Here is a 16702-nt window from a genome sequence, read left to right as displayed (position 1 = left end):
CGAGCGCCGTGAGGCCACGGAGGCCGGCCTGTCCCCGGGGCGCCTCTGATGCTCGGAATCGGCATGTGGGTGCTGATGCTGGCCGGGTCAGGCGTCCTGCACCGCTACCTGTGGGTCCGCCTGGTCCGCGACACGACCGGGCCCGGGACCCCGGGGCGCCGGCTGGGTACGGGGGCGGTGGTGCTCTCGGCACTGGCCGCCCCCGGCACGCGGATCGTCACCCCGCTCTTCGACCCCTCGGACGACGGGGCCGGGCGCTGGGTGGCCTGGCCCGGTTACACCCTGATCGGCGTCCTGCTCTATCTGCTGCTCACGCTGGCCGTTCTCGAGGTGCCCCGGGCACTGCTGCTGCGCAGGTGGCGGCGCCAGGACGGGCAGGGAACGGCCGCGGCGCCCGAGCCGGAGCGGGAGGCGGTCGGCGCCGCAGTCTCCGGCACTCCCGCCGTACCGCCCGTCCCGAGCCGGGAGACGTCCGCGCCGCCCGAGCCGGCCCCCGCCCCCTCCGGCGGCCGGCCGGTCGGCCGCCGGCTCGTGCTCGGCCGGGCGGTGGGCGTGCTGGCCGGGGCCACGGCCCTGGGCACCGTGGGTTACGGCATGTCGAAGGCGCTCGGCGATCCGACGATCAAGCGGGTGCCGGTCACCCTCTCCAAGGTGAACGCCCGCCTGGCCGGTCTGCGCATCGCCGTGGTGAGCGACATCCACCTGGGGCCGATGCTCGGGCGCTCCCACACCCAGCGGATCGTCCGGATGACCAACGAGCTCCAGGCCGACCTCGTGACGATCGTCGGCGACCTGGCCGACGGCACCGCCTCACAGCTCGGCCCGGCGGCCCGTCCCCTGCGGGGACTGGAGTCGCGGTACGGCAGCTTCTTCGTCACCGGGAACCACGAGTACCTCTACGACGGTGTGGAGGACTGGCTGGACGAGATGCGGGCGGTCGGCGTCCGTCCGCTGGTCAACGAGCGGGTGGAGATCCGGCACAACGGTGCCTTCCTCGATCTGGCCGGGGTGGAGGACCTGGCGGGGGAGGAGACCGGCCGGGGTCCCGACCTGGAACGGGCGCTGGCCGGCCGGGACACCTCGCGCCCTGTGGTGCTCCTGGCTCACCAGCCGGTGTTCGCCGAGGAGGCCGCCCGGCACGGTGTGGATCTCCAGCTGTCCGGGCACACCCACGGCGGGCAGATGTTCCCGCTGACCGCGGTGACGGCGCTCGCCAATCCGGTGAGCGCGGGCCTCGGCAAGGTGGACGACACGACCCTGTACGTGACGAGCGGCGCCGGCTTCTTCGGCCCGCCGGTCCGGGTCGGTGCCCCCGCGGAGATCACCCTGCTCGAACTGCGCGCGCCGGCGCCGTGACGGCTGCCGGTCCGGGCGCCCCCCGCCCGGACCGGCAGCACCCACGCGCCGCCCCGCACGGGGTGTTCCGCGTGCCCCTGTTTGACACGCAACCCCCGCGGGGTAATCTCTTCGGCTCGATTGGCCATGGCCAGGGCCCGTGTGGCAGACTGTCCGGGTTGCTCGGTTGAGTGCCGATGCTGCGCGCCTCCCGCCGGGAGGACCGGAAGCGAGTCCCACAGTACTCGTCGACCCCCAGCGGGTCGGACGTACGGGAATCTTTCGGGAAGCGTCAGTGCGGTGCCGGCCAGGCACTCGGTGGGAGTTCTTCCCCCGGTCCCGCGGTCTTCAGGCCCGCAACCCCTTGGTTGGGAAATCCTTCGGGAGATCTTCGTAGAGGGAGTGCGACACGCCCGACCGCGGGGGTCGGAGAAGAAAGCACGACCCATCGAGTCCAGAGCGTTTCACTAGACAAAGGACTACTGAGTAGCCATGGCGGGACAGAAGATCCGCATCCGGCTCAAGGCCTACGACCACGAGGTCATCGACTCCTCGGCGAAGAAGATCGTCGAGACGGTGACCCGCACTGGTGCGTCGGTCGCAGGCCCGGTGCCGCTGCCCACTGAGAAGAACGTGTACTGCGTCATCAAGTCGCCGCACAAGTACAAGGACTCGCGCGAGCACTTCGAGATGCGCACGCACAAGCGCCTGATCGACATCCTCGACCCGACGCCCAAGACCGTTGACTCGCTGATGCGCCTGGACCTTCCGGCCGGCGTTGACATCGAGATCAAGCTCTGAGAGGCGCGGAAGAGATGGCAAAGCAGATCAAGGGCGTCCTGGGCGAGAAGCTCGGCATGACCCAGGTCTGGGACGAGAACAACCGTGTCGTCCCTGTGACCGTTGTCAAGGCCGGGCCCTGCGTCGTTACCCAGGTCCGTACGAACGACATCGACGGCTACGAGTCGGTCCAGATCGCCTTCGGCGAGATCGACCCTCGCAAGGTGAACAAGCCCCTCAAGGGCCACTTCGCCAAGGCCGACGTGACCCCCCGCCGCCACCTGGTGGAGCTCCGTACCCCTGACGCCAGCGAGTACACGCTGGGCCAGGAGATCACTGCCGAGGTGTTCGAGTCCGGCGTCAAGGTTGACGTCACGGGCAAGAGCAAGGGCAAGGGCTTCGCCGGTGTCATGAAGCGTCACAACTTCAAGGGCCTCGGCGCCGGTCACGGCACCCAGCGCAAGCACCGCTCTCCCGGCTCCATCGGTGGCTGTGCCACCCCGGGCCGTGTGTTCAAGGGCCTCCGCATGGCGGGCCGCATGGGCAACGAGCGGGTCACCACCCAGAACCTGACCGTTCACGCCGTTGACGCGGAGAAGGGTCTGCTGCTCATCAAGGGCGCAGTTCCCGGTCCGAACGGCGGCCTGGTCCTGGTCCGCACTGCGGCCAAGGGGGCCTGAGGACTATGAGCACCATTGACATTCTGTCGCCCGCCGGCGACAAGTCCGGGACCGTAGAGCTCCCGGCCGAGATCTTCGACGCCAAGGTCAGCATCCCGCTGATCCACCAGGTCGTCGTCGCGCAGCTGGCCGCCGCCCGTCAGGGCACGCACAAGGTCAAGCGTCGTGGCGAGGTCCGCGGTGGTGGCAAGAAGCCTTACCGCCAGAAGGGCACCGGCCGCGCGCGCCAGGGTTCGACCCGTGCGCCGCAGTTCGCCGGCGGTGGCGTTGTCCACGGCCCCACGCCGCGTGACTACTCGCAGCGGACCCCGAAGAAGATGAAGGCCGCCGCCCTGCGCGGTGCCCTCACCGACCGGGCCCGCAACTCCCGCATCCACGTCGTCACCGGCGTGGTCGACGGTGGGGTGTCCACGAAGGCCGCCAAGTCCCTGCTGGGCAAGATCAGTGAGCGCAAGCACGTGCTCCTGGTCGTCGAGCGGGCCGACGAGGCCGCGTGGCTGTCCGCCCGCAACCTGCCCCAGGTGCACCTCCTGGAGCCGGGCCAGCTGAACACGTACGACGTGCTCGTCTCCGACGACGTGGTCTTCACCCAGGCCGCCTTCGAGTCCTTCGTGTCCGGCCCCAAGGCCGCCAACGACACCGAAGGGAGCGAGGCCTGATGTCCGAGGCCACGATCACCAGCAAGACCTTCACGGACCCGCGCGACGTTCTCGTCAAGCCGGTTGTCTCGGAGAAGAGCTACGCCCTGCTCGACGAGAACAAGTACACGTTCATCGTCGCGCCCGGCTCCAACAAGACCCAGATCAAGCAGGCCGTCGAGGCGGTCTTCTCGGTCAAGGTCACCGGGGTCAACACGATCAACCGTCAGGGCAAGCGCAAGCGCACCCGCACCGGTTTCGGCAAGCGCGCCAACACCAAGCGCGCCATCGTGACCCTTGCCGAGGGCGACCGTATCGACATCTTCGGCGGCCCGACCTCCTGACGGAGGTCGAGTCGTCCGGAATCGGACGAGGACTGAGAAATGGGTATCCGCAAGTACAAGCCGACGACCCCGGGCCGTCGTGGCTCCAGCGTCGCCGACTTTGTCGAGATCACGCGGTCCACGCCGGAGAAGTCGCTGGTCCGCCCCCTGCACAGCAAGGGCGGCCGTAACAACACCGGTCGTGTGACCGTCCGTCACCAGGGCGGTGGCCACAAGCGTGCCTACCGCGTGATCGACTTCCGTCGTCACGACAAGGACGGCGTGCCGGCCAAGGTCGCTCACATCGAGTACGACCCCAACCGCACCGCGCGCATCGCGCTGCTCCACTACGTGGACGGCGAGAAGCGCTACATCATCGCCCCGCGCGGCCTCTCGCAGGGCGACCGGGTCGAGAACGGCCCCGGCGCCGACATCAAGCCCGGCAACAACCTGGCGCTGCGCAACATCCCGGTCGGTACGACCATCCACGCCATCGAGCTGCGGCCCGGCGGCGGTGCGAAGTTCGCCCGTTCCGCGGGTGCCTCCGTGCAGCTGCTGGCGAAGGAGGGCCAGATGGCCCACCTGCGCATGCCGTCCGGTGAAATCCGCCTGGTCGACGTCCGCTGCCGCGCCACCATCGGCGAGGTCGGCAACGCCGAGCAGTCGAACATCAACTGGGGCAAGGCCGGCCGCCTGCGCTGGAAGGGCGTTCGCCCGACCGTCCGCGGTGTCGCGATGAACCCGGTTGACCACCCGCACGGTGGTGGTGAGGGCAAGACCTCCGGTGGTCGCCACCCGGTCTCCCCGTGGGGTCAGAAGGAGGGTCGTACTCGTTCTCCCAAGAAGGCGAGCAACAAGTACATCGTCCGCCGCCGCAAGACGAACAAGAAGCGCTAGGAGCGGGTTTAGATGCCGCGCAGTCTCAAGAAGGGGCCCTTCGTCGACGACCACCTGATCAAGAAGGTGGACGTACAGAACGAAGCCGGCACCAAGAACGTCATCAAGACCTGGTCCCGTCGCTCGATGATCGTCCCGGCCATGCTGGGCCACACGATCGCGGTGCACAACGGCAAGATCCACGTCCCGGTGTTCGTCACCGAGTCGATGGTCGGCCACAAGCTCGGCGAGTTCTCGCCGACTCGCACCTTCCGCGGCCACGTCAAGGACGACCGGAAGTCGAAGCGCCGCTAACGCGGGGTGACTGACTATGACTTACACCGAAGGGACAACCATGGAAGCCAGGGCCCAGGCGCGGTACATCCGCGTCACGCCCATGAAGGCCCGCCGAGTGGTGGACCTCATCCGTGGCATGGATGCCACGGAGGCTCAGGCGGTCCTGCGTTTCGCCCCGCAGGCCGCGAGCGTGCCGGTTGGCAAGGTGCTGGACAGCGCCATTGCCAACGCTGCACACAACTACGACCACACCGACGCCTCTTCGCTGGTCATCAGCGAGGCGTACGTGGACGAGGGCCCGACCCTGAAGCGGTTCCGTCCGCGTGCTCAGGGCCGTGCCTACCGGATCCGTAAGCGGACCAGCCACATCACCGTGGTCGTCAGCAGCAAGGAAGGAACCCGGTAATGGGCCAGAAGGTTAACCCGCATGGGTTCCGGCTCGGCATCACCACGGACTTCAAGTCCCGCTGGTACGCCGACAAGCTGTACAAGGACTACGTCAAGGAAGACGTCGCCATTCGTCGCATGATGACGAAGGGCATGGAGCGGGCCGGTATCTCGAAGGTCGAGATCGAGCGCACCCGTGACCGCGTCCGCGTTGACATCCACACCGCTCGTCCGGGCATCGTCATCGGCCGCCGCGGCGCCGAGGCGGACCGCATCCGCGGCGAGCTGGAGAAGCTGACCGGCAAGCAGGTCCAGCTGAACATCCTCGAGGTCAAGAACCCCGAGGTGGACGCTCAGCTGGTGGCCCAGGCCGTCGCCGAGCAGCTCTCCTCCCGCGTCTCCTTCCGTCGTGCGATGCGCAAGTCGATGCAGAGCTCGATGAAGGCCGGCGCCAAGGGCATCAAGATCCAGTGCGGTGGCCGTCTCGGTGGCGCCGAGATGTCCCGCTCGGAGTTCTACCGCGAGGGCCGTGTGCCCCTGCACACGCTCCGCGCGAACGTCGACTACGGCTTCTTCGAGGCCAAGACCACCTTCGGCCGCATCGGCGTGAAGGTCTGGATCTACAAGGGCGACGTCAAGAACATCGCCGAGGTCCGCGCCGAGAACGCTGCTGCCCGTGCGGGCAACCGCCCGGCCCGTGGTGGCGCTGACCGCCCGGCCGGCCGTGGTGGCCGTGGTGGCGAGCGTGGCGGCCGCGGTCGCAAGCCGCAGCAGGCTCCGGCTGCCGAGGCCCCCAAGGCCGAGGCTCCCGCCGCCGCTCCGGCTGCTGAGAGCACCGGAACGGAGGCCTGACCGACATGCTGATCCCCCGTAGGGTCAAGCACCGCAAGCAGCACCACCCCAAGCGTCGCGGTATGGCCAAGGGTGGTACGACGGTTGCGTTCGGCGAGTACGGCATTCAGGCCATGACTCCGGCGTACGTGACCAACCGCCAGATCGAGGCGGCTCGTATCGCGATGACCCGCCACATCAAGCGTGGCGGCAAGGTCTGGATCAACATCTACCCGGACCGCCCGCTGACGAAGAAGCCTGCCGAGACCCGCATGGGTTCCGGTAAGGGTTCCCCCGAGTGGTGGGTCGCGAACGTGCACCCGGGCCGGGTCATGTTCGAGCTGTCCTACCCGAACGAAAAGATTGCACGTGAGGCTCTGACTCGCGCGGCTCACAAGCTGCCGATGAAGTGCCGGATCGTCAAGCGCGAGGCAGGTGAAGCGTGATGTCGGCCGGTACCAAGGCGTCCGAGCTGCGCGAACTGGGCAACGAGGAGCTTGTTGCCAAGCTCCGCGAGGCCAAGGAAGAGCTGTTCAACCTCCGCTTCCAGGCGGCGACGGGCCAGCTCGAGAACCACGGCCGGCTGAAGGCCGTCCGCAAGGACATCGCCCGGATCTACACCCTGATGCGTGAGCGCGAGCTGGGCATCGAGACGGTGGAGAGCGCCTGATGAGCGAGAGCAACGTGACTGAGAACAAGGAAGCGCGCGGATTCCGCAAGACCCGTGAGGGTCTCGTCGTCAGCGACAAGATGGACAAGACCGTCGTCGTCGCTGTCGAGGACCGTGTGAAGCACGCGCTGTACGGCAAGGTCATCCGCCGTACGAACAAGCTCAAGGCGCACGACGAGCAGAACGCTGCCGGCGTCGGCGACCGCGTCCTCATCATGGAGACGCGTCCGCTGTCGGCGACCAAGCGCTGGCGCATCGTCGAGATCCTCGAGAAGGCCAAGTAATTACTTGAGGGGTTTCCCTCGAGTTCGTTCCGCCAGGCTCGGTGGGGGCTTCACCTCCTAGGAGGAGAGCCCCCGCCGGGAACCGGCAGACAATCAGGAGATAGACGTGATCCAGCAGGAGTCGCGACTGCGTGTCGCCGACAACACTGGTGCCAAGGAGATCCTTTGCATCCGTGTTCTCGGTGGTTCCGGTCGCCGCTACGCGGGCATCGGTGACGTCATCGTCGCCACCGTCAAGGACGCGATCCCCGGTGGCAACGTGAAGAAGGGTGACGTCGTCAAGGCGGTCATCGTTCGCACCGTCAAGGAGCGCCGCCGCCAGGACGGCTCGTACATCCGCTTCGACGAGAACGCCGCCGTCATTCTGAAGAACGACGGCGACCCTCGCGGCACCCGTATCTTCGGCCCGGTGGGCCGTGAGCTGCGCGAGAAGAAGTTCATGAAGATCATCTCGCTCGCGCCGGAGGTGCTGTAAGCATGAAGATCAAGAAGGGCGACCTGGTACAGGTCATCACCGGCAAGGACAAGGGCAAGCAGGGCAAGGTCATCGCGGCCTTCCCCCGCGAGGACCGCGTCCTGGTCGAGGGTGTCAACCGGGTCAAGAAGCACACCAAGGCCGGTCAGACCGCTCGCGGTTCGCAGACCGGTGGCATTGTCACGACCGAGGCCCCCATTCACGTGAGCAACGTTCAGCTCGTCGTGGAGAAGGACGGCAACAAGGTCGTCACGCGCGTCGGTTACCGCTTCGACGACGAGGGCAACAAGATCCGCGTTGCCAAGCGGACGGGTGAGGACATCTGATGGCTACCACCACCACTCCGCGTCTGAAGACGAAGTACCGCGAGGAGATCGCGGGCAAGCTGCGTGAGGAGTTCTCCTACGAGAACGTCATGCAGGTTCCCGGCCTCGTCAAGATCGTGGTCAACATGGGTGTGGGCGACGCCGCCCGCGACTCCAAGCTGATCGATGGTGCCATCAAGGACCTCACCACGATCACCGGCCAGAAGCCGGCGGTCACCAAGGCCCGTAAGTCCATCGCGCAGTTCAAGCTGCGTGAGGGCCAGCCGATCGGTGCCCACGTCACGCTCCGTGGCGACCGCATGTGGGAGTTCCTGGACCGCACCCTGTCGCTCGCGCTTCCGCGTATCCGCGACTTCCGTGGTCTGTCCCCCAAGCAGTTCGACGGCCGTGGCAACTACACCTTCGGTCTCACGGAGCAGGTCATGTTCCACGAGATCGACCAGGACAAGATCGACCGCGTCCGGGGTATGGACATCACCGTGGTCACCACGGCGACCAACGACGACGAGGGCCGCGCCCTTCTCCGTCACCTCGGCTTCCCGTTCAAGGAGGCGTAAGCGAGATGGCGAAGAAGGCTCTCATTGCCAAGGCTGCTCGTAAGCCCAAGTTCGGTGTGCGTGCGTACACCCGCTGCCAGCGCTGCGGCCGCCCGCACTCCGTGTACCGCAAGTTCGGCCTGTGCCGCGTGTGCCTTCGTGAGATGGCTCACCGTGGCGAGCTGCCGGGCGTGACCAAGAGCTCCTGGTAATCCCTCTCTTGGGATGACCGGAGTCTCTCGGTAAGCAAAGGGTCGGCGGAGGCCCTGCTCTCCATGGCTTAGGCTAGGAGGGTTGGGCGTCCGCCGCCCGTACGACTTACTACGCCGTAGGTCCCCGCGCCGCACCCGTCCCGCCCCTGTGTGGGGAGAGGGATGGCGCATACAGGAAACCCCGGCGAGAGAGGCCGAAGGCCAATTCATGACCATGACTGATCCCATCGCAGACATGCTCACGCGTCTGCGTAACGCGAACTCGGCGTACCACGACTCCGTGACCATGCCGCACAGCAAGATCAAGTCCCACATCGCGGAGATCCTCCAGCAGGAGGGCTTCATCACCGGCTGGAAGGTCGAGGACGCCGAGGTCGGCAAGAACCTCGTTCTCGAGCTGAAGTTCGGTCCGAACCGTGAGCGCTCCATCGCGGGCATCAAGCGGATCTCGAAGCCCGGTCTGCGGGTCTACGCGAAGTCCACCAACCTGCCCAAGGTCCTCGGTGGCCTCGGCGTGGCGATCATCTCCACGTCGCACGGTCTCCTGACCGGTCAGCAGGCAGGCAAGAAGGGCGTAGGTGGGGAAGTCCTCGCCTACGTCTGGTAGTCGGGAACGGAGGAATAGCTAATGTCGCGTATTGGCAAGCTGCCTATCCAGGTTCCCGCCGGTGTGGACGTCACCATCGATGGCCGTACGGTCGCGGTGAAGGGTCCCAAGGGCTCCCTCACGCACACCGTCGCCGCGCCGATCGAGATTGTTAAGGGCGAGGAGGGCGTGCTCAACGTCACCCGTCCCAACGACGAGCGTCAGAACAAGGCCCTGCACGGCCTGTCCCGCACGCTGGTGGCGAACATGATCACCGGTGTGACCCAGGGATACACCAAGGCGCTCGAGATCAGCGGTGTCGGTTACCGCGTTGCCGCGAAGGGCTCCAACCTGGAGTTCCAGCTCGGCTACAGCCACCCGATCCTGGTGGAGGCGCCCGAGGGCATCTCCTTCAAGGTCGAGTCGCCGACCAAGTTCTCGGTCGAGGGCATCGACAAGCAGAAGGTCGGCGAGGTCGCCGCGAACATCCGCAAGCTGCGCAAGCCCGACCCGTACAAGGCCAAGGGCGTCAAGTACGCGGGCGAGGTCATCCGCCGCAAGGTCGGAAAGGCGGGTAAGTAAGCCATGGCATACGGTGTGAAGATCGCCAAGGGTGACGCGTACAAGCGCGCCGCCATCAAGCGCCGCCACATCCGCGTCCGCAAGAACGTCTCCGGTACGCCGGAGCGTCCGCGCCTGGTCGTGACGCGTTCCAACCGCAACATCGTTGCGCAGGTCATCGACGACATCGCGGGCCACACGCTCGCTTCTGCGTCGACCCTGGACACCTCGATCCGCGGTGGCGAGGGCGACAAGAGCGCCCAGGCCAAGCAGGTCGGTGCCCTGGTCGCCGAGCGCGCCAAGGCCGCCGGCGTCGAGGCCGTCGTGTTCGACCGTGGTGGCAACAGGTACGCCGGGCGCATTGCCGCTCTGGCTGACGCCGCCCGCGAAGCCGGGCTGAAGTTCTGAGCCCCGGTTCCGGGACTAACGGACGTAACAGAGAGAGGTAAATCCAATGGCTGGACCCCAGCGCCGCGGAAGCGGTGCCGGTGGCGGCGAGCGGCGGGACCGGAAGGGTCGCGACGGTGGCGCAGCTGCCGCCGAGAAGACCGCGTACGTTGAGCGCGTTGTCGCGATCAACCGCGTCGCCAAGGTTGTCAAGGGTGGTCGTCGTTTCAGCTTCACCGCGCTGGTCGTGGTGGGCGACGGTGACGGCACGGTAGGCGTCGGCTACGGCAAGGCCAAGGAGGTGCCGGCCGCCATCGCCAAGGGTGTTGAGGAGGCCAAGAAGCACTTCTTCAAGGTCCCCCGTATCCAGGGCACCATCCCGCACCCGATCACGGGCGAGAAGGCTGCAGGCGTCGTCCTGCTCAAGCCGGCTTCCCCCGGTACCGGTGTTATCGCCGGTGGCCCGGTGCGTGCCGTGCTCGAGTGCGCGGGCGTGCACGACATCCTGTCGAAGTCGCTCGGCTCGTCCAACGCGATCAACATCGTGCACGCGACCGTGGAGGCCCTGAAGGGTCTGCAGCGTCCCGAGGAGATCGCGGCTCGCCGTGGTCTGCCGCTCGAGGACGTCGCCCCCGCGGCTCTGCTCCGTGCGCGTGCGGGAGCGGGTGCTGCGTAATGGCCCGCCTCAAGATCACGCAGACGAAGTCGTACATCGGCAGCAAGCAGAACCACCGTGACACTCTGCGTTCGCTCGGGCTCAAGCGCCTGAACGACGTGGTCGTCAAGGAGGACCGCCCCGAGTTCCGCGGAATGGTGCACACCGTCCGCCACCTCGTGACGGTCGAGGAGGTCGACTGACATGGCGGAGAACAACCCGCTGAAGGTCCACAACCTCCGTCCCGCCCCGGGCGCCAAGACCGCGAAGACCCGTGTCGGTCGTGGTGAGGCGTCGAAGGGTAAGACGGCCGGTCGTGGTACCAAGGGCACGAAGGCCCGTTACCAGGTTCCGGAGCGCTTCGAGGGTGGCCAGATGCCCCTCCACATGCGTCTCCCGAAGCTCAAGGGCTTCAAGAACCCGTTCCGCACCGAGTACCAGGTCGTGAACCTGGACAAGCTCGCGGCCCTGTACCCGCAGGGTGGCGAGGTCACTGTTGCCGACCTGGTCGACAAGGGTGCCGTGCGCAAGAACAGCCTCGTCAAGGTTCTGGGCCAGGGCGAGATCTCCGTGGCGCTGCAGGTGACGGTCGACGCCGTCTCCGGCTCCGCCAAGGAGAAGATTGCCGCCGCCGGCGGCAGCGTCACCGAGCTCGTCTGAGTCTCGGACCGACAGACAGAACAAAGCCTGGCCGGTGCCCTCACGGGGCACCGGCCAGGCTTTCTTCGGTGAATCCCGCAGTGCGGCGGAAAACGCGGTCAGAGGGCTTTGGGGATCGTCCGGTGTACTTCCGGACGCGTTGCACCGGTGTTGTGTCTTCGGCTGCCTGTTCCCTTTTCCTTTGTTGCTTTCCCTGCTCGGCTTGAGCGGTATCCAGGGTTCCGTTTTGCCTTTTCATGGGAAAGGGAAAAGCCGGCCGCCATTGTTCTTTGCGCCCGCCGTGACTGACGTGCGCTCCTGCTTTCACGTGGGCGGGGCTGGGCGGGTCGTGCCCCGGCCCGCACCGGCTGCCGGTCGTATGAGCGGTATCCGGCCGTTCCGGAACTTCTCGAACACTCGTCCTGGGGTGGTGCCCCGTGTCATCGTGTCCTTCGACCCGACAGCGGACCCGGCGAAAGCCGGATACTCGGGACAGGCCGGGTCGCCTTCGGGGGACTGGCCGTTGACGTGCCTCGGCGACGTTTCACGCTCGCCGCAGGGCCGGGTATGGTAGCCGCTGTTAGTATCCCGGCAGTCTGCGCTCGTGGCGTGGAGCTGCCGTGTTCTGTACCTGCTCACTTACCAAACCGTCACCCTCACGCGCGTAACGCGGGGGTCGCAGGAGGCACCGTGCTCACCGCGTTCGCCCGGGCGTTCAAGACGCCCGACCTGCGCAAGAAGCTGCTCTTCACGCTCGGCATCATTGTGCTGTACCGGTTCGGAGCTCATATTCCGGTCCCCGGTGTCAGCTACCAGAACGTTCAGATCTGCGTGGACCAGGCGTCGAAGGGCGGAAACAGCCTTCTGGGTCTCGTCGATCTGTTCAGTGGTGGTGCCCTGCTGCAGATCACGATCTTCGCGCTCGGCATCATGCCGTACATCACGGCGAGCATCATCCTGCAGTTGCTGACCGTGGTGATCCCGCGGCTGGAAGCCCTCAAGAAGGAGGGATCGTCCGGCACGGCGAAGATCACGCAGTACACGCGTTATCTGACCGTGGCCCTCGCGATCCTCCAGGGCACCGGCCTCGTGGCGACCGCCCGCAGTGGCACGCTCTTCAGCGGCTGCCGTGTTGCCACCGAGATCGTCCCGGACCAGTCGATCTTCACCATCGTCGTGATGGTCGTCACCATGACCGCGGGCACCGCGGCCGTCATGTGGCTCGGTGAGCTCATCACCGACCGCGGCATCGGCAACGGCATGTCGATCCTGATGTTCATCTCGATCGCCGCCGGCTTCCCGGGTGCCCTGTGGGCCATCAAGGAGAGCGGCAAGCTGGCCGGAGGCTGGATCGAGTTCGGCACGGTCATTCTGATCGGCTTCGTGATGGTCGGGCTCGTCGTCTTCGTCGAACAGGCCCAGCGGCGCATCCCGGTGCAGTACGCGAAGCGCATGATCGGCCGCAGGTCGTACGGCGGAACGTCCACTTATATCCCGCTCAAGGTGAACCAGGCGGGTGTGATTCCCGTCATCTTCGCCTCGTCGCTGCTCTACATCCCGGCGCTCGTCGCTCAGTTCTCCAGCTCCGACTCGGGGTGGAAGACCTGGATCGAAACCCACTTCCGCACCGGTGACCACCCCTACTACATCGCTACGTACTTCCTTCTGATCGTGTTCTTCGCCTTCTTCTACGTGGCGATCTCGTTCAACCCCGAGGAAGTCGCGGACAACATGAAGAAGTATGGTGGCTTCATCCCGGGTATCCGGGCCGGTCGACCTACTGCCGAGTACCTGAGCTACGTGCTCAACAGGATCACTTGGCCGGGCTCGCTGTACCTGGGTCTGATTGCTCTTGTCCCGACGATGGCGTTGGCGGGCTTCGGAGGCGCGAACCAGAACTTCCCGTTCGGCGGGACGAGCATCCTCATCATCGTGGGTGTGGGTCTGGAGACCGTGAAGCAGATCGAGAGCCAGCTCCAGCAGCGCAATTACGAAGGGTTCCTCCGCTGATGCGAATCGTCCTCGTCGGGCCGCCCGGTGCCGGGAAGGGAACACAGGCCGCCTTCCTGGCGAAGAACCTGTCGATCCCGCACATCTCCACGGGCGACCTCTTCCGCGCCAACATCTCCCAGGGCACGGAGCTGGGGAAGCAGGCCAAGGCGTACATGGACGCCGGAAACCTGGTCCCGGACGAGGTGACCATCGGGATGGCCAAGGACCGCATGGCCCAGCCCGATGCCGTGAACGGCTTCCTGCTGGACGGATTCCCGCGCAACGTGGGACAGGCCGAGGCCCTCGACGAGATGCTGCAGGGCGAGGGCGTGAAGCTGGACGCCGTCCTCGACCTGGAGGTCCCGGAGGACGAGGTCGTCAAGCGGATCGCCGGCCGCCGTGTGTGCCGCAACAACAGCGCGCACGTCTTCCACGTGACGTACACGCAGCCGAAGACCGAGGGTGTCTGCGACGAGTGCGGCGGCGAGCTGTACCAGCGCGACGACGACTCCGAGGAGACCGTGCGCAAGCGGCTCGAGGTCTACCACACGCAGACCGAGCCGATCATCGACTACTACAAGGCCCAGGGCCTGGTGGTCACCATCTCCGCGCTGGGCAAGGTCACGGACGTGACGGCCCGGGCGATGGAGGCCCTGCAGGTGGACAAGGCCGCACAGGCCTAGCCCCCGCACAATTCGGAGAAGGTACGGCCGCGGTGTCCGACGGACGCCGCGGCCGTATTGTTGATAAGCCCCGTTTCCTCCTGCCAGAAAGGCGCCCGCCGCAATGGTGCAGATCAAGACCCCCGAGCAGATCGCGAAGATGCGCGAGGCGGGACTGGTCGTCGCCGCCATCCACGCGGCGACCCGAGAGGCCGCGGTGCCCGGCGCCACGACGCGGGATCTGGACGAGATCGCCCGCAAGGTGATCTCCGACCACGGCGCCAAGTCGAACTTCCTCGGATACGGCGGCTTCCCCGCGACGATCTGCACCTCGGTCAACGAGGTCGTCGTCCACGGCATCCCGGACGACAAGACCGTCCTCAAGGACGGCGACATCATCTCCATCGACTGCGGCGCCATCATCGACGGCTGGCACGGGGACGCGGCATACACGGCCTTCGTGGGCACCGGCCACGCCCCGGAGCTCCTGGAGCTGTCCCGGGTGACCGAGGAATCGATGTGGGCCGGCATCGCCGCGATGAAGAACGGCAATCGTCTCGTCGACATCTCCCGCGCCATCGAGACGTACATCCGCCGCCAGCCGCGTCCCGCGACGGGCAAGTACGGGATCATCGAGGACTACGGCGGCCACGGCATCGGGACCGAGATGCACATGGACCCGCATCTGCTGAACTACGTCGCCCGCAAGCGCGGCCGCGGCCCGAAGCTCGTACCCGGTTTTTGCCTCGCGATCGAGCCCATGGTCTCCCTGGGCACCGCGCACACCGAGGTCCTCGCCGACGAGTGGACCGTCATCACGACGGACGGCACCTGGTCCTCGCACTGGGAGCACTCGGTGGCCCTGACCGAGGAGGGCCCGCTGGTGCTGACGTCGCCCGACGGCGGCAGGGCGAAGCTGGCGGAGCTCGGTGTCACGGCCGCGCCGGCCCCCCTCGCCTGAGCAGGCCACGGCCGGGCGTAATGATCTTCTGCGATGGGCAGACTGGACGGATTCGTCTTTTCGAATGCCCTGACGTAGACTGATGCGTCGGCTCTCGTGTACCCGTGTGTCCGCACACGGCGGCGGGAGTCGATCAAGGTAGCCGATTCGAAAGGCGAAGCGTGGCCAAGAAGCAAGGTGCCATCGAAATCGAGGGCACCGTGATCGAGTCTCTCCCGAACGCCATGTTCAAGGTGGAGCTCCAGAACGGTCACAAGGTCCTCGCGCACATCTCCGGCAAGATGCGGATGCACTACATCCGTATCCTTCCGGACGACCGGGTCGTGGTGGAGCTCTCTCCCTATGACCTGACGCGTGGGCGGATCGTCTACCGCTACAAGTAGATCTTGTCGCACCCCCTTCCGCGGGGTGTCGGCACTGACCCGGAGAACCTCACATCCCATGAAGGTCAAGCCGAGCGTCAAGAAGATCTGCGACAAGTGCAAGGTGATCCGCCGTCACGGCCGGGTCATGGTCATCTGCGACAACCTGCGCCACAAGCAGCGCCAGGGCTGACGCACGACCACCTGCACTCGCAGTTCTTCGCGCGACGCACGTAAAACATGTACATACGCAGGGCCCGCCCGGCTTCGGCTGGCGACACCCCCGGTGGAGGCCGGGGACCTGGTCCGTACCACCCTCTCTTTTCCCGAGGGTCGGCGGCCACGGAACGGTTCTGCGGAAGACCTCCGACTACAACAGGAGCCATGAATGGCACGCCTTGAAGGCGTTGACCTCCCGCGCGACAAGCGTATTGAGGTCGCCCTCACCTACGTCTTCGGCATCGGGCGCACGCGGTCCCAGGAGACCCTTGCCGCCACCGGTGTCGACCCGAACGTCCGCGTTCGTGACCTGCCCGAAGAGGACCTGGTCAAGATCCGCGAGTACGTGGACGTCACCTTCCAGACCGAGGGTGACCTCCGCCGCGACATCCAGGCCAACATCCGCCGCAAGGTCGAGATCGGCTGCTACCAGGGTCTGCGTCACCGTCGCGGCCTGCCGGTCCACGGTCAGCGCACCAGCACGAACGCTCGTACCCGCAAGGGCCCGCGTCGCGCCATCGCCGGTAAGAAGAAGCCGGGCAAGAAGTAGTCCTCAGCCGGACGCTCACCAGCGGTCTTCGCTGTAGGACCGACCACCTCCCGTAGGAGTTATAGATGCCCCCCAAGGGTCGTCAGGGCGCTGCCAAGAAGGTGCGCCGCAAGGAAAAGAAGAACGTCGCTCACGGCCACGCGCACATCAAGAGCACGTTCAACAACACGATCGTGTCGATCACGGACCCGAGTGGCAACGTGATCTCCTGGGCCTCCGCCGGCCACGTCGGCTTCAAGGGCTCGCGCAAGTCCACCCCCTTCGCCGCGCAGATGGCCGCCGAGTCGGCCGCCCGCCGCGCGCAGGAGCACGGCATGCGCAAGGTCGACGTCTTCGTCAAGGGTCCCGGCTCCGGCCGTGAGACCGCGATCCGCTCCCTCCAGGCCACCGGCCTCGAGGTCGGCTCGATCCAGGACGTCACCCCCACGCCGCACAACGGCTGCCGTCCGCCGAAGCGCCGCCGCGTCTGACGCACGGC

Annotated in this window: 29 protein-coding genes; all 29 read left to right on the top strand. The window is 66.5% G+C overall.

Annotation, left to right across the window (positions count from 1 at the left end; genetic code table 11):
* The first annotated feature begins 48 nt into the window (after positions 1–48).
* The 29 genes from AC067Z_RS11330 (at position 49) to rpsK (ending at position 16694) form a co-directional block, all read left to right on the top strand.
* Positions 49–1356, top strand: coding sequence for a metallophosphoesterase (locus AC067Z_RS11330; RefSeq protein WP_478789230.1), 1308 nt, complete (start codon positions 49–51; stop codon positions 1354–1356).
* 471 nt (positions 1357–1827) lie between these two features.
* Positions 1828–2136, top strand: a complete 309-nt coding sequence (gene rpsJ, locus AC067Z_RS11325) for a 30S ribosomal protein S10 (protein ID WP_003948644.1) — start codon at positions 1828–1830, stop codon at positions 2134–2136.
* Positions 2137–2150: 14 nt separating this feature from the next.
* Entirely contained in the window at positions 2151–2795 is a 645-nt protein-coding gene (gene rplC, locus AC067Z_RS11320; RefSeq protein WP_005313592.1) for a 50S ribosomal protein L3, read from the top strand.
* A 5-nt stretch (positions 2796–2800) separates the two neighbouring features.
* Entirely contained in the window at positions 2801–3454 is a 654-nt protein-coding gene (rplD, locus tag AC067Z_RS11315; RefSeq protein WP_478789229.1) for a 50S ribosomal protein L4, read from the top strand.
* Positions 3454–3777, top strand: a complete 324-nt coding sequence (rplW, locus tag AC067Z_RS11310) for a 50S ribosomal protein L23 (protein ID WP_147987681.1) — start codon at positions 3454–3456, stop codon at positions 3775–3777. Before rplD ends, rplW begins: the two co-directional genes overlap by 1 nt.
* A 39-nt stretch (positions 3778–3816) precedes the next feature.
* On the top strand, positions 3817–4653 hold the full coding sequence (rplB, locus tag AC067Z_RS11305; RefSeq protein ID WP_478789228.1) for a 50S ribosomal protein L2: 837 nt from the start codon (positions 3817–3819) through the stop codon (positions 4651–4653).
* A gap of 12 nt (positions 4654–4665) precedes the next feature.
* Positions 4666–4947, top strand: a complete 282-nt coding sequence (gene rpsS / locus AC067Z_RS11300; RefSeq protein ID WP_030351437.1) for a 30S ribosomal protein S19 — start codon at positions 4666–4668, stop codon at positions 4945–4947.
* A gap of 40 nt (positions 4948–4987) precedes the next feature.
* A complete protein-coding gene (rplV, locus tag AC067Z_RS11295; protein WP_004571827.1) occupies positions 4988–5335 on the top strand; it encodes a 50S ribosomal protein L22 in 348 nt (115 codons plus the stop codon).
* Entirely contained in the window at positions 5335–6168 is an 834-nt protein-coding gene (gene rpsC, locus AC067Z_RS11290; protein ID WP_100108606.1) for a 30S ribosomal protein S3, read from the top strand. Before rplV ends, rpsC begins: the two co-directional genes overlap by 1 nt.
* 5 nt (positions 6169–6173) lie before the next feature.
* Entirely contained in the window at positions 6174–6593 is a 420-nt protein-coding gene (gene rplP / locus AC067Z_RS11285) for a 50S ribosomal protein L16 (protein ID WP_005313579.1), read from the top strand.
* Positions 6593–6817 carry a 50S ribosomal protein L29 gene (rpmC, locus tag AC067Z_RS11280; protein ID WP_017949657.1) on the top strand — a complete coding sequence of 75 codons (225 nt, stop codon included), beginning with the start codon at positions 6593–6595 and terminating at the stop codon, positions 6815–6817. Before rplP ends, rpmC begins: the two co-directional genes overlap by 1 nt.
* Positions 6817–7101, top strand: coding sequence for a 30S ribosomal protein S17 (gene rpsQ, locus AC067Z_RS11275; RefSeq protein WP_264246571.1), 285 nt, complete (start codon positions 6817–6819; stop codon positions 7099–7101). Before rpmC ends, rpsQ begins: the two co-directional genes overlap by 1 nt.
* A gap of 106 nt (positions 7102–7207) precedes the next feature.
* Complete coding sequence (gene rplN, locus AC067Z_RS11270; protein ID WP_003956455.1) at positions 7208–7576, top strand: 50S ribosomal protein L14; 369 nt, start codon at positions 7208–7210, stop codon at positions 7574–7576.
* A 2-nt stretch (positions 7577–7578) separates the two neighbouring features.
* A complete protein-coding gene (gene rplX, locus AC067Z_RS11265) occupies positions 7579–7902 on the top strand; it encodes a 50S ribosomal protein L24 (protein ID WP_019888758.1) in 324 nt (107 codons plus the stop codon).
* Complete coding sequence (gene rplE / locus AC067Z_RS11260) at positions 7902–8459, top strand: 50S ribosomal protein L5 (RefSeq protein WP_356631657.1); 558 nt, start codon at positions 7902–7904, stop codon at positions 8457–8459. The genes rplX and rplE overlap by 1 nt, the downstream gene beginning before the upstream one ends.
* A gap of 5 nt (positions 8460–8464) precedes the next feature.
* On the top strand, positions 8465–8650 hold the full coding sequence (locus AC067Z_RS11255) for a type Z 30S ribosomal protein S14 (RefSeq protein WP_003956452.1): 186 nt from the start codon (positions 8465–8467) through the stop codon (positions 8648–8650).
* A 208-nt stretch (positions 8651–8858) separates the two neighbouring features.
* Positions 8859–9257, top strand: coding sequence for a 30S ribosomal protein S8 (gene rpsH, locus AC067Z_RS11250; RefSeq protein WP_015035585.1), 399 nt, complete (start codon positions 8859–8861; stop codon positions 9255–9257).
* Positions 9258–9278: 21 nt separating this feature from the next.
* Positions 9279–9818 carry a 50S ribosomal protein L6 gene (gene rplF, locus AC067Z_RS11245; RefSeq protein ID WP_005313535.1) on the top strand — a complete coding sequence of 180 codons (540 nt, stop codon included), beginning with the start codon at positions 9279–9281 and terminating at the stop codon, positions 9816–9818.
* Positions 9819–9821: 3 nt separating this feature from the next.
* The gene (gene rplR / locus AC067Z_RS11240) at positions 9822–10205 is read left to right on the top strand and encodes a 50S ribosomal protein L18 (protein WP_384709983.1); all 384 of its coding nucleotides are present in this window, start codon (positions 9822–9824) and stop codon (positions 10203–10205) included.
* Between the two features lie 46 nt (positions 10206–10251).
* Positions 10252–10860, top strand: a complete 609-nt coding sequence (gene rpsE / locus AC067Z_RS11235) for a 30S ribosomal protein S5 (RefSeq protein WP_010354225.1) — start codon at positions 10252–10254, stop codon at positions 10858–10860.
* Positions 10860–11042, top strand: a complete 183-nt coding sequence (gene rpmD, locus AC067Z_RS11230) for a 50S ribosomal protein L30 (RefSeq protein WP_005313525.1) — start codon at positions 10860–10862, stop codon at positions 11040–11042. The genes rpsE and rpmD overlap by 1 nt, the downstream gene beginning before the upstream one ends.
* 1 nt (position 11043) lies before the next feature.
* Positions 11044–11499, top strand: coding sequence for a 50S ribosomal protein L15 (rplO, locus tag AC067Z_RS11225; protein ID WP_478789227.1), 456 nt, complete (start codon positions 11044–11046; stop codon positions 11497–11499).
* Positions 11500–12168: 669 nt separating this feature from the next.
* Positions 12169–13488, top strand: a complete 1320-nt coding sequence (gene secY / locus AC067Z_RS11220) for a preprotein translocase subunit SecY (RefSeq protein WP_478789226.1) — start codon at positions 12169–12171, stop codon at positions 13486–13488.
* A complete protein-coding gene (locus AC067Z_RS11215) occupies positions 13488–14153 on the top strand; it encodes an adenylate kinase (protein ID WP_478789225.1) in 666 nt (221 codons plus the stop codon). The genes secY and AC067Z_RS11215 overlap by 1 nt, the downstream gene beginning before the upstream one ends.
* Positions 14154–14256: 103 nt before the next feature.
* Complete coding sequence (gene map / locus AC067Z_RS11210; RefSeq protein ID WP_478789224.1) at positions 14257–15093, top strand: type I methionyl aminopeptidase; 837 nt, start codon at positions 14257–14259, stop codon at positions 15091–15093.
* Between the two features lie 161 nt (positions 15094–15254).
* Positions 15255–15476, top strand: coding sequence for a translation initiation factor IF-1 (gene infA / locus AC067Z_RS11205; protein WP_003956442.1), 222 nt, complete (start codon positions 15255–15257; stop codon positions 15474–15476).
* 58 nt (positions 15477–15534) lie between these two features.
* Positions 15535–15648 (top strand): 50S ribosomal protein L36, encoded by a 114-nt coding sequence (gene rpmJ, locus AC067Z_RS11200; RefSeq protein WP_003956441.1) that lies wholly within the window; start codon positions 15535–15537, stop codon positions 15646–15648.
* A 195-nt stretch (positions 15649–15843) separates the two neighbouring features.
* Positions 15844–16224 (top strand): 30S ribosomal protein S13, encoded by a 381-nt coding sequence (rpsM, locus tag AC067Z_RS11195; protein WP_478789223.1) that lies wholly within the window; start codon positions 15844–15846, stop codon positions 16222–16224.
* A gap of 65 nt (positions 16225–16289) precedes the next feature.
* Complete coding sequence (gene rpsK, locus AC067Z_RS11190; RefSeq protein ID WP_003956432.1) at positions 16290–16694, top strand: 30S ribosomal protein S11; 405 nt, start codon at positions 16290–16292, stop codon at positions 16692–16694.
* The last annotated feature ends 8 nt before the right edge of the window (positions 16695–16702 follow it).

The organism is Streptomyces sp. NPDC043812 (genome assembly GCF_056436245.1).
Note: the sequence above shows the minus strand (reverse complement) of the source record. Positions and strands in the feature narration are given on the sequence as shown.

What these genes read in the sequence shown, in the direction of transcription:
- rplE (WP_356631657.1), top strand. Translation starts at nt 7,902, where the DNA reads ATGGCTACCACCACCACTCCGCGTCTGAAGACGAAGTACCGCGAGGAG.
- rpsE (WP_010354225.1), top strand. Translation starts at nt 10,252, where the DNA reads ATGGCTGGACCCCAGCGCCGCGGAAGCGGTGCCGGTGGCGGCGAGCGG.
- rpsQ (WP_264246571.1), top strand. Translation starts at nt 6,817, where the DNA reads ATGAGCGAGAGCAACGTGACTGAGAACAAGGAAGCGCGCGGATTCCGC.
- rpsS (WP_030351437.1), top strand. Translation starts at nt 4,666, where the DNA reads ATGCCGCGCAGTCTCAAGAAGGGGCCCTTCGTCGACGACCACCTGATC.
- rplP (WP_005313579.1), top strand. Translation starts at nt 6,174, where the DNA reads ATGCTGATCCCCCGTAGGGTCAAGCACCGCAAGCAGCACCACCCCAAG.
- rpmD (WP_005313525.1), top strand. Translation starts at nt 10,860, where the DNA reads ATGGCCCGCCTCAAGATCACGCAGACGAAGTCGTACATCGGCAGCAAG.
- rplW (WP_147987681.1), top strand. Translation starts at nt 3,454, where the DNA reads ATGTCCGAGGCCACGATCACCAGCAAGACCTTCACGGACCCGCGCGAC.
- rplF (WP_005313535.1), top strand. Translation starts at nt 9,279, where the DNA reads ATGTCGCGTATTGGCAAGCTGCCTATCCAGGTTCCCGCCGGTGTGGAC.
- AC067Z_RS11255 (WP_003956452.1), top strand. Translation starts at nt 8,465, where the DNA reads ATGGCGAAGAAGGCTCTCATTGCCAAGGCTGCTCGTAAGCCCAAGTTC.
- rplB (WP_478789228.1), top strand. Translation starts at nt 3,817, where the DNA reads ATGGGTATCCGCAAGTACAAGCCGACGACCCCGGGCCGTCGTGGCTCC.
- rplR (WP_384709983.1), top strand. Translation starts at nt 9,822, where the DNA reads ATGGCATACGGTGTGAAGATCGCCAAGGGTGACGCGTACAAGCGCGCC.
- rpsK (WP_003956432.1), top strand. Translation starts at nt 16,290, where the DNA reads ATGCCCCCCAAGGGTCGTCAGGGCGCTGCCAAGAAGGTGCGCCGCAAG.
- rpsJ (WP_003948644.1), top strand. Translation starts at nt 1,828, where the DNA reads ATGGCGGGACAGAAGATCCGCATCCGGCTCAAGGCCTACGACCACGAG.
- rplC (WP_005313592.1), top strand. Translation starts at nt 2,151, where the DNA reads ATGGCAAAGCAGATCAAGGGCGTCCTGGGCGAGAAGCTCGGCATGACC.
- rpsC (WP_100108606.1), top strand. Translation starts at nt 5,335, where the DNA reads ATGGGCCAGAAGGTTAACCCGCATGGGTTCCGGCTCGGCATCACCACG.
- rplD (WP_478789229.1), top strand. Translation starts at nt 2,801, where the DNA reads ATGAGCACCATTGACATTCTGTCGCCCGCCGGCGACAAGTCCGGGACC.
- rplX (WP_019888758.1), top strand. Translation starts at nt 7,579, where the DNA reads ATGAAGATCAAGAAGGGCGACCTGGTACAGGTCATCACCGGCAAGGAC.
- rpsM (WP_478789223.1), top strand. Translation starts at nt 15,844, where the DNA reads ATGGCACGCCTTGAAGGCGTTGACCTCCCGCGCGACAAGCGTATTGAG.
- rplV (WP_004571827.1), top strand. Translation starts at nt 4,988, where the DNA reads ATGGAAGCCAGGGCCCAGGCGCGGTACATCCGCGTCACGCCCATGAAG.
- rpsH (WP_015035585.1), top strand. Translation starts at nt 8,859, where the DNA reads ATGACCATGACTGATCCCATCGCAGACATGCTCACGCGTCTGCGTAAC.
- rpmJ (WP_003956441.1), top strand. Translation starts at nt 15,535, where the DNA reads ATGAAGGTCAAGCCGAGCGTCAAGAAGATCTGCGACAAGTGCAAGGTG.
- AC067Z_RS11215 (WP_478789225.1), top strand. Translation starts at nt 13,488, where the DNA reads ATGCGAATCGTCCTCGTCGGGCCGCCCGGTGCCGGGAAGGGAACACAG.
- rplO (WP_478789227.1), top strand. Translation starts at nt 11,044, where the DNA reads ATGGCGGAGAACAACCCGCTGAAGGTCCACAACCTCCGTCCCGCCCCG.
- AC067Z_RS11330 (WP_478789230.1), top strand. Translation starts at nt 49, where the DNA reads ATGCTCGGAATCGGCATGTGGGTGCTGATGCTGGCCGGGTCAGGCGTC.
- map (WP_478789224.1), top strand. Translation starts at nt 14,257, where the DNA reads ATGGTGCAGATCAAGACCCCCGAGCAGATCGCGAAGATGCGCGAGGCG.
- rpmC (WP_017949657.1), top strand. Translation starts at nt 6,593, where the DNA reads ATGTCGGCCGGTACCAAGGCGTCCGAGCTGCGCGAACTGGGCAACGAG.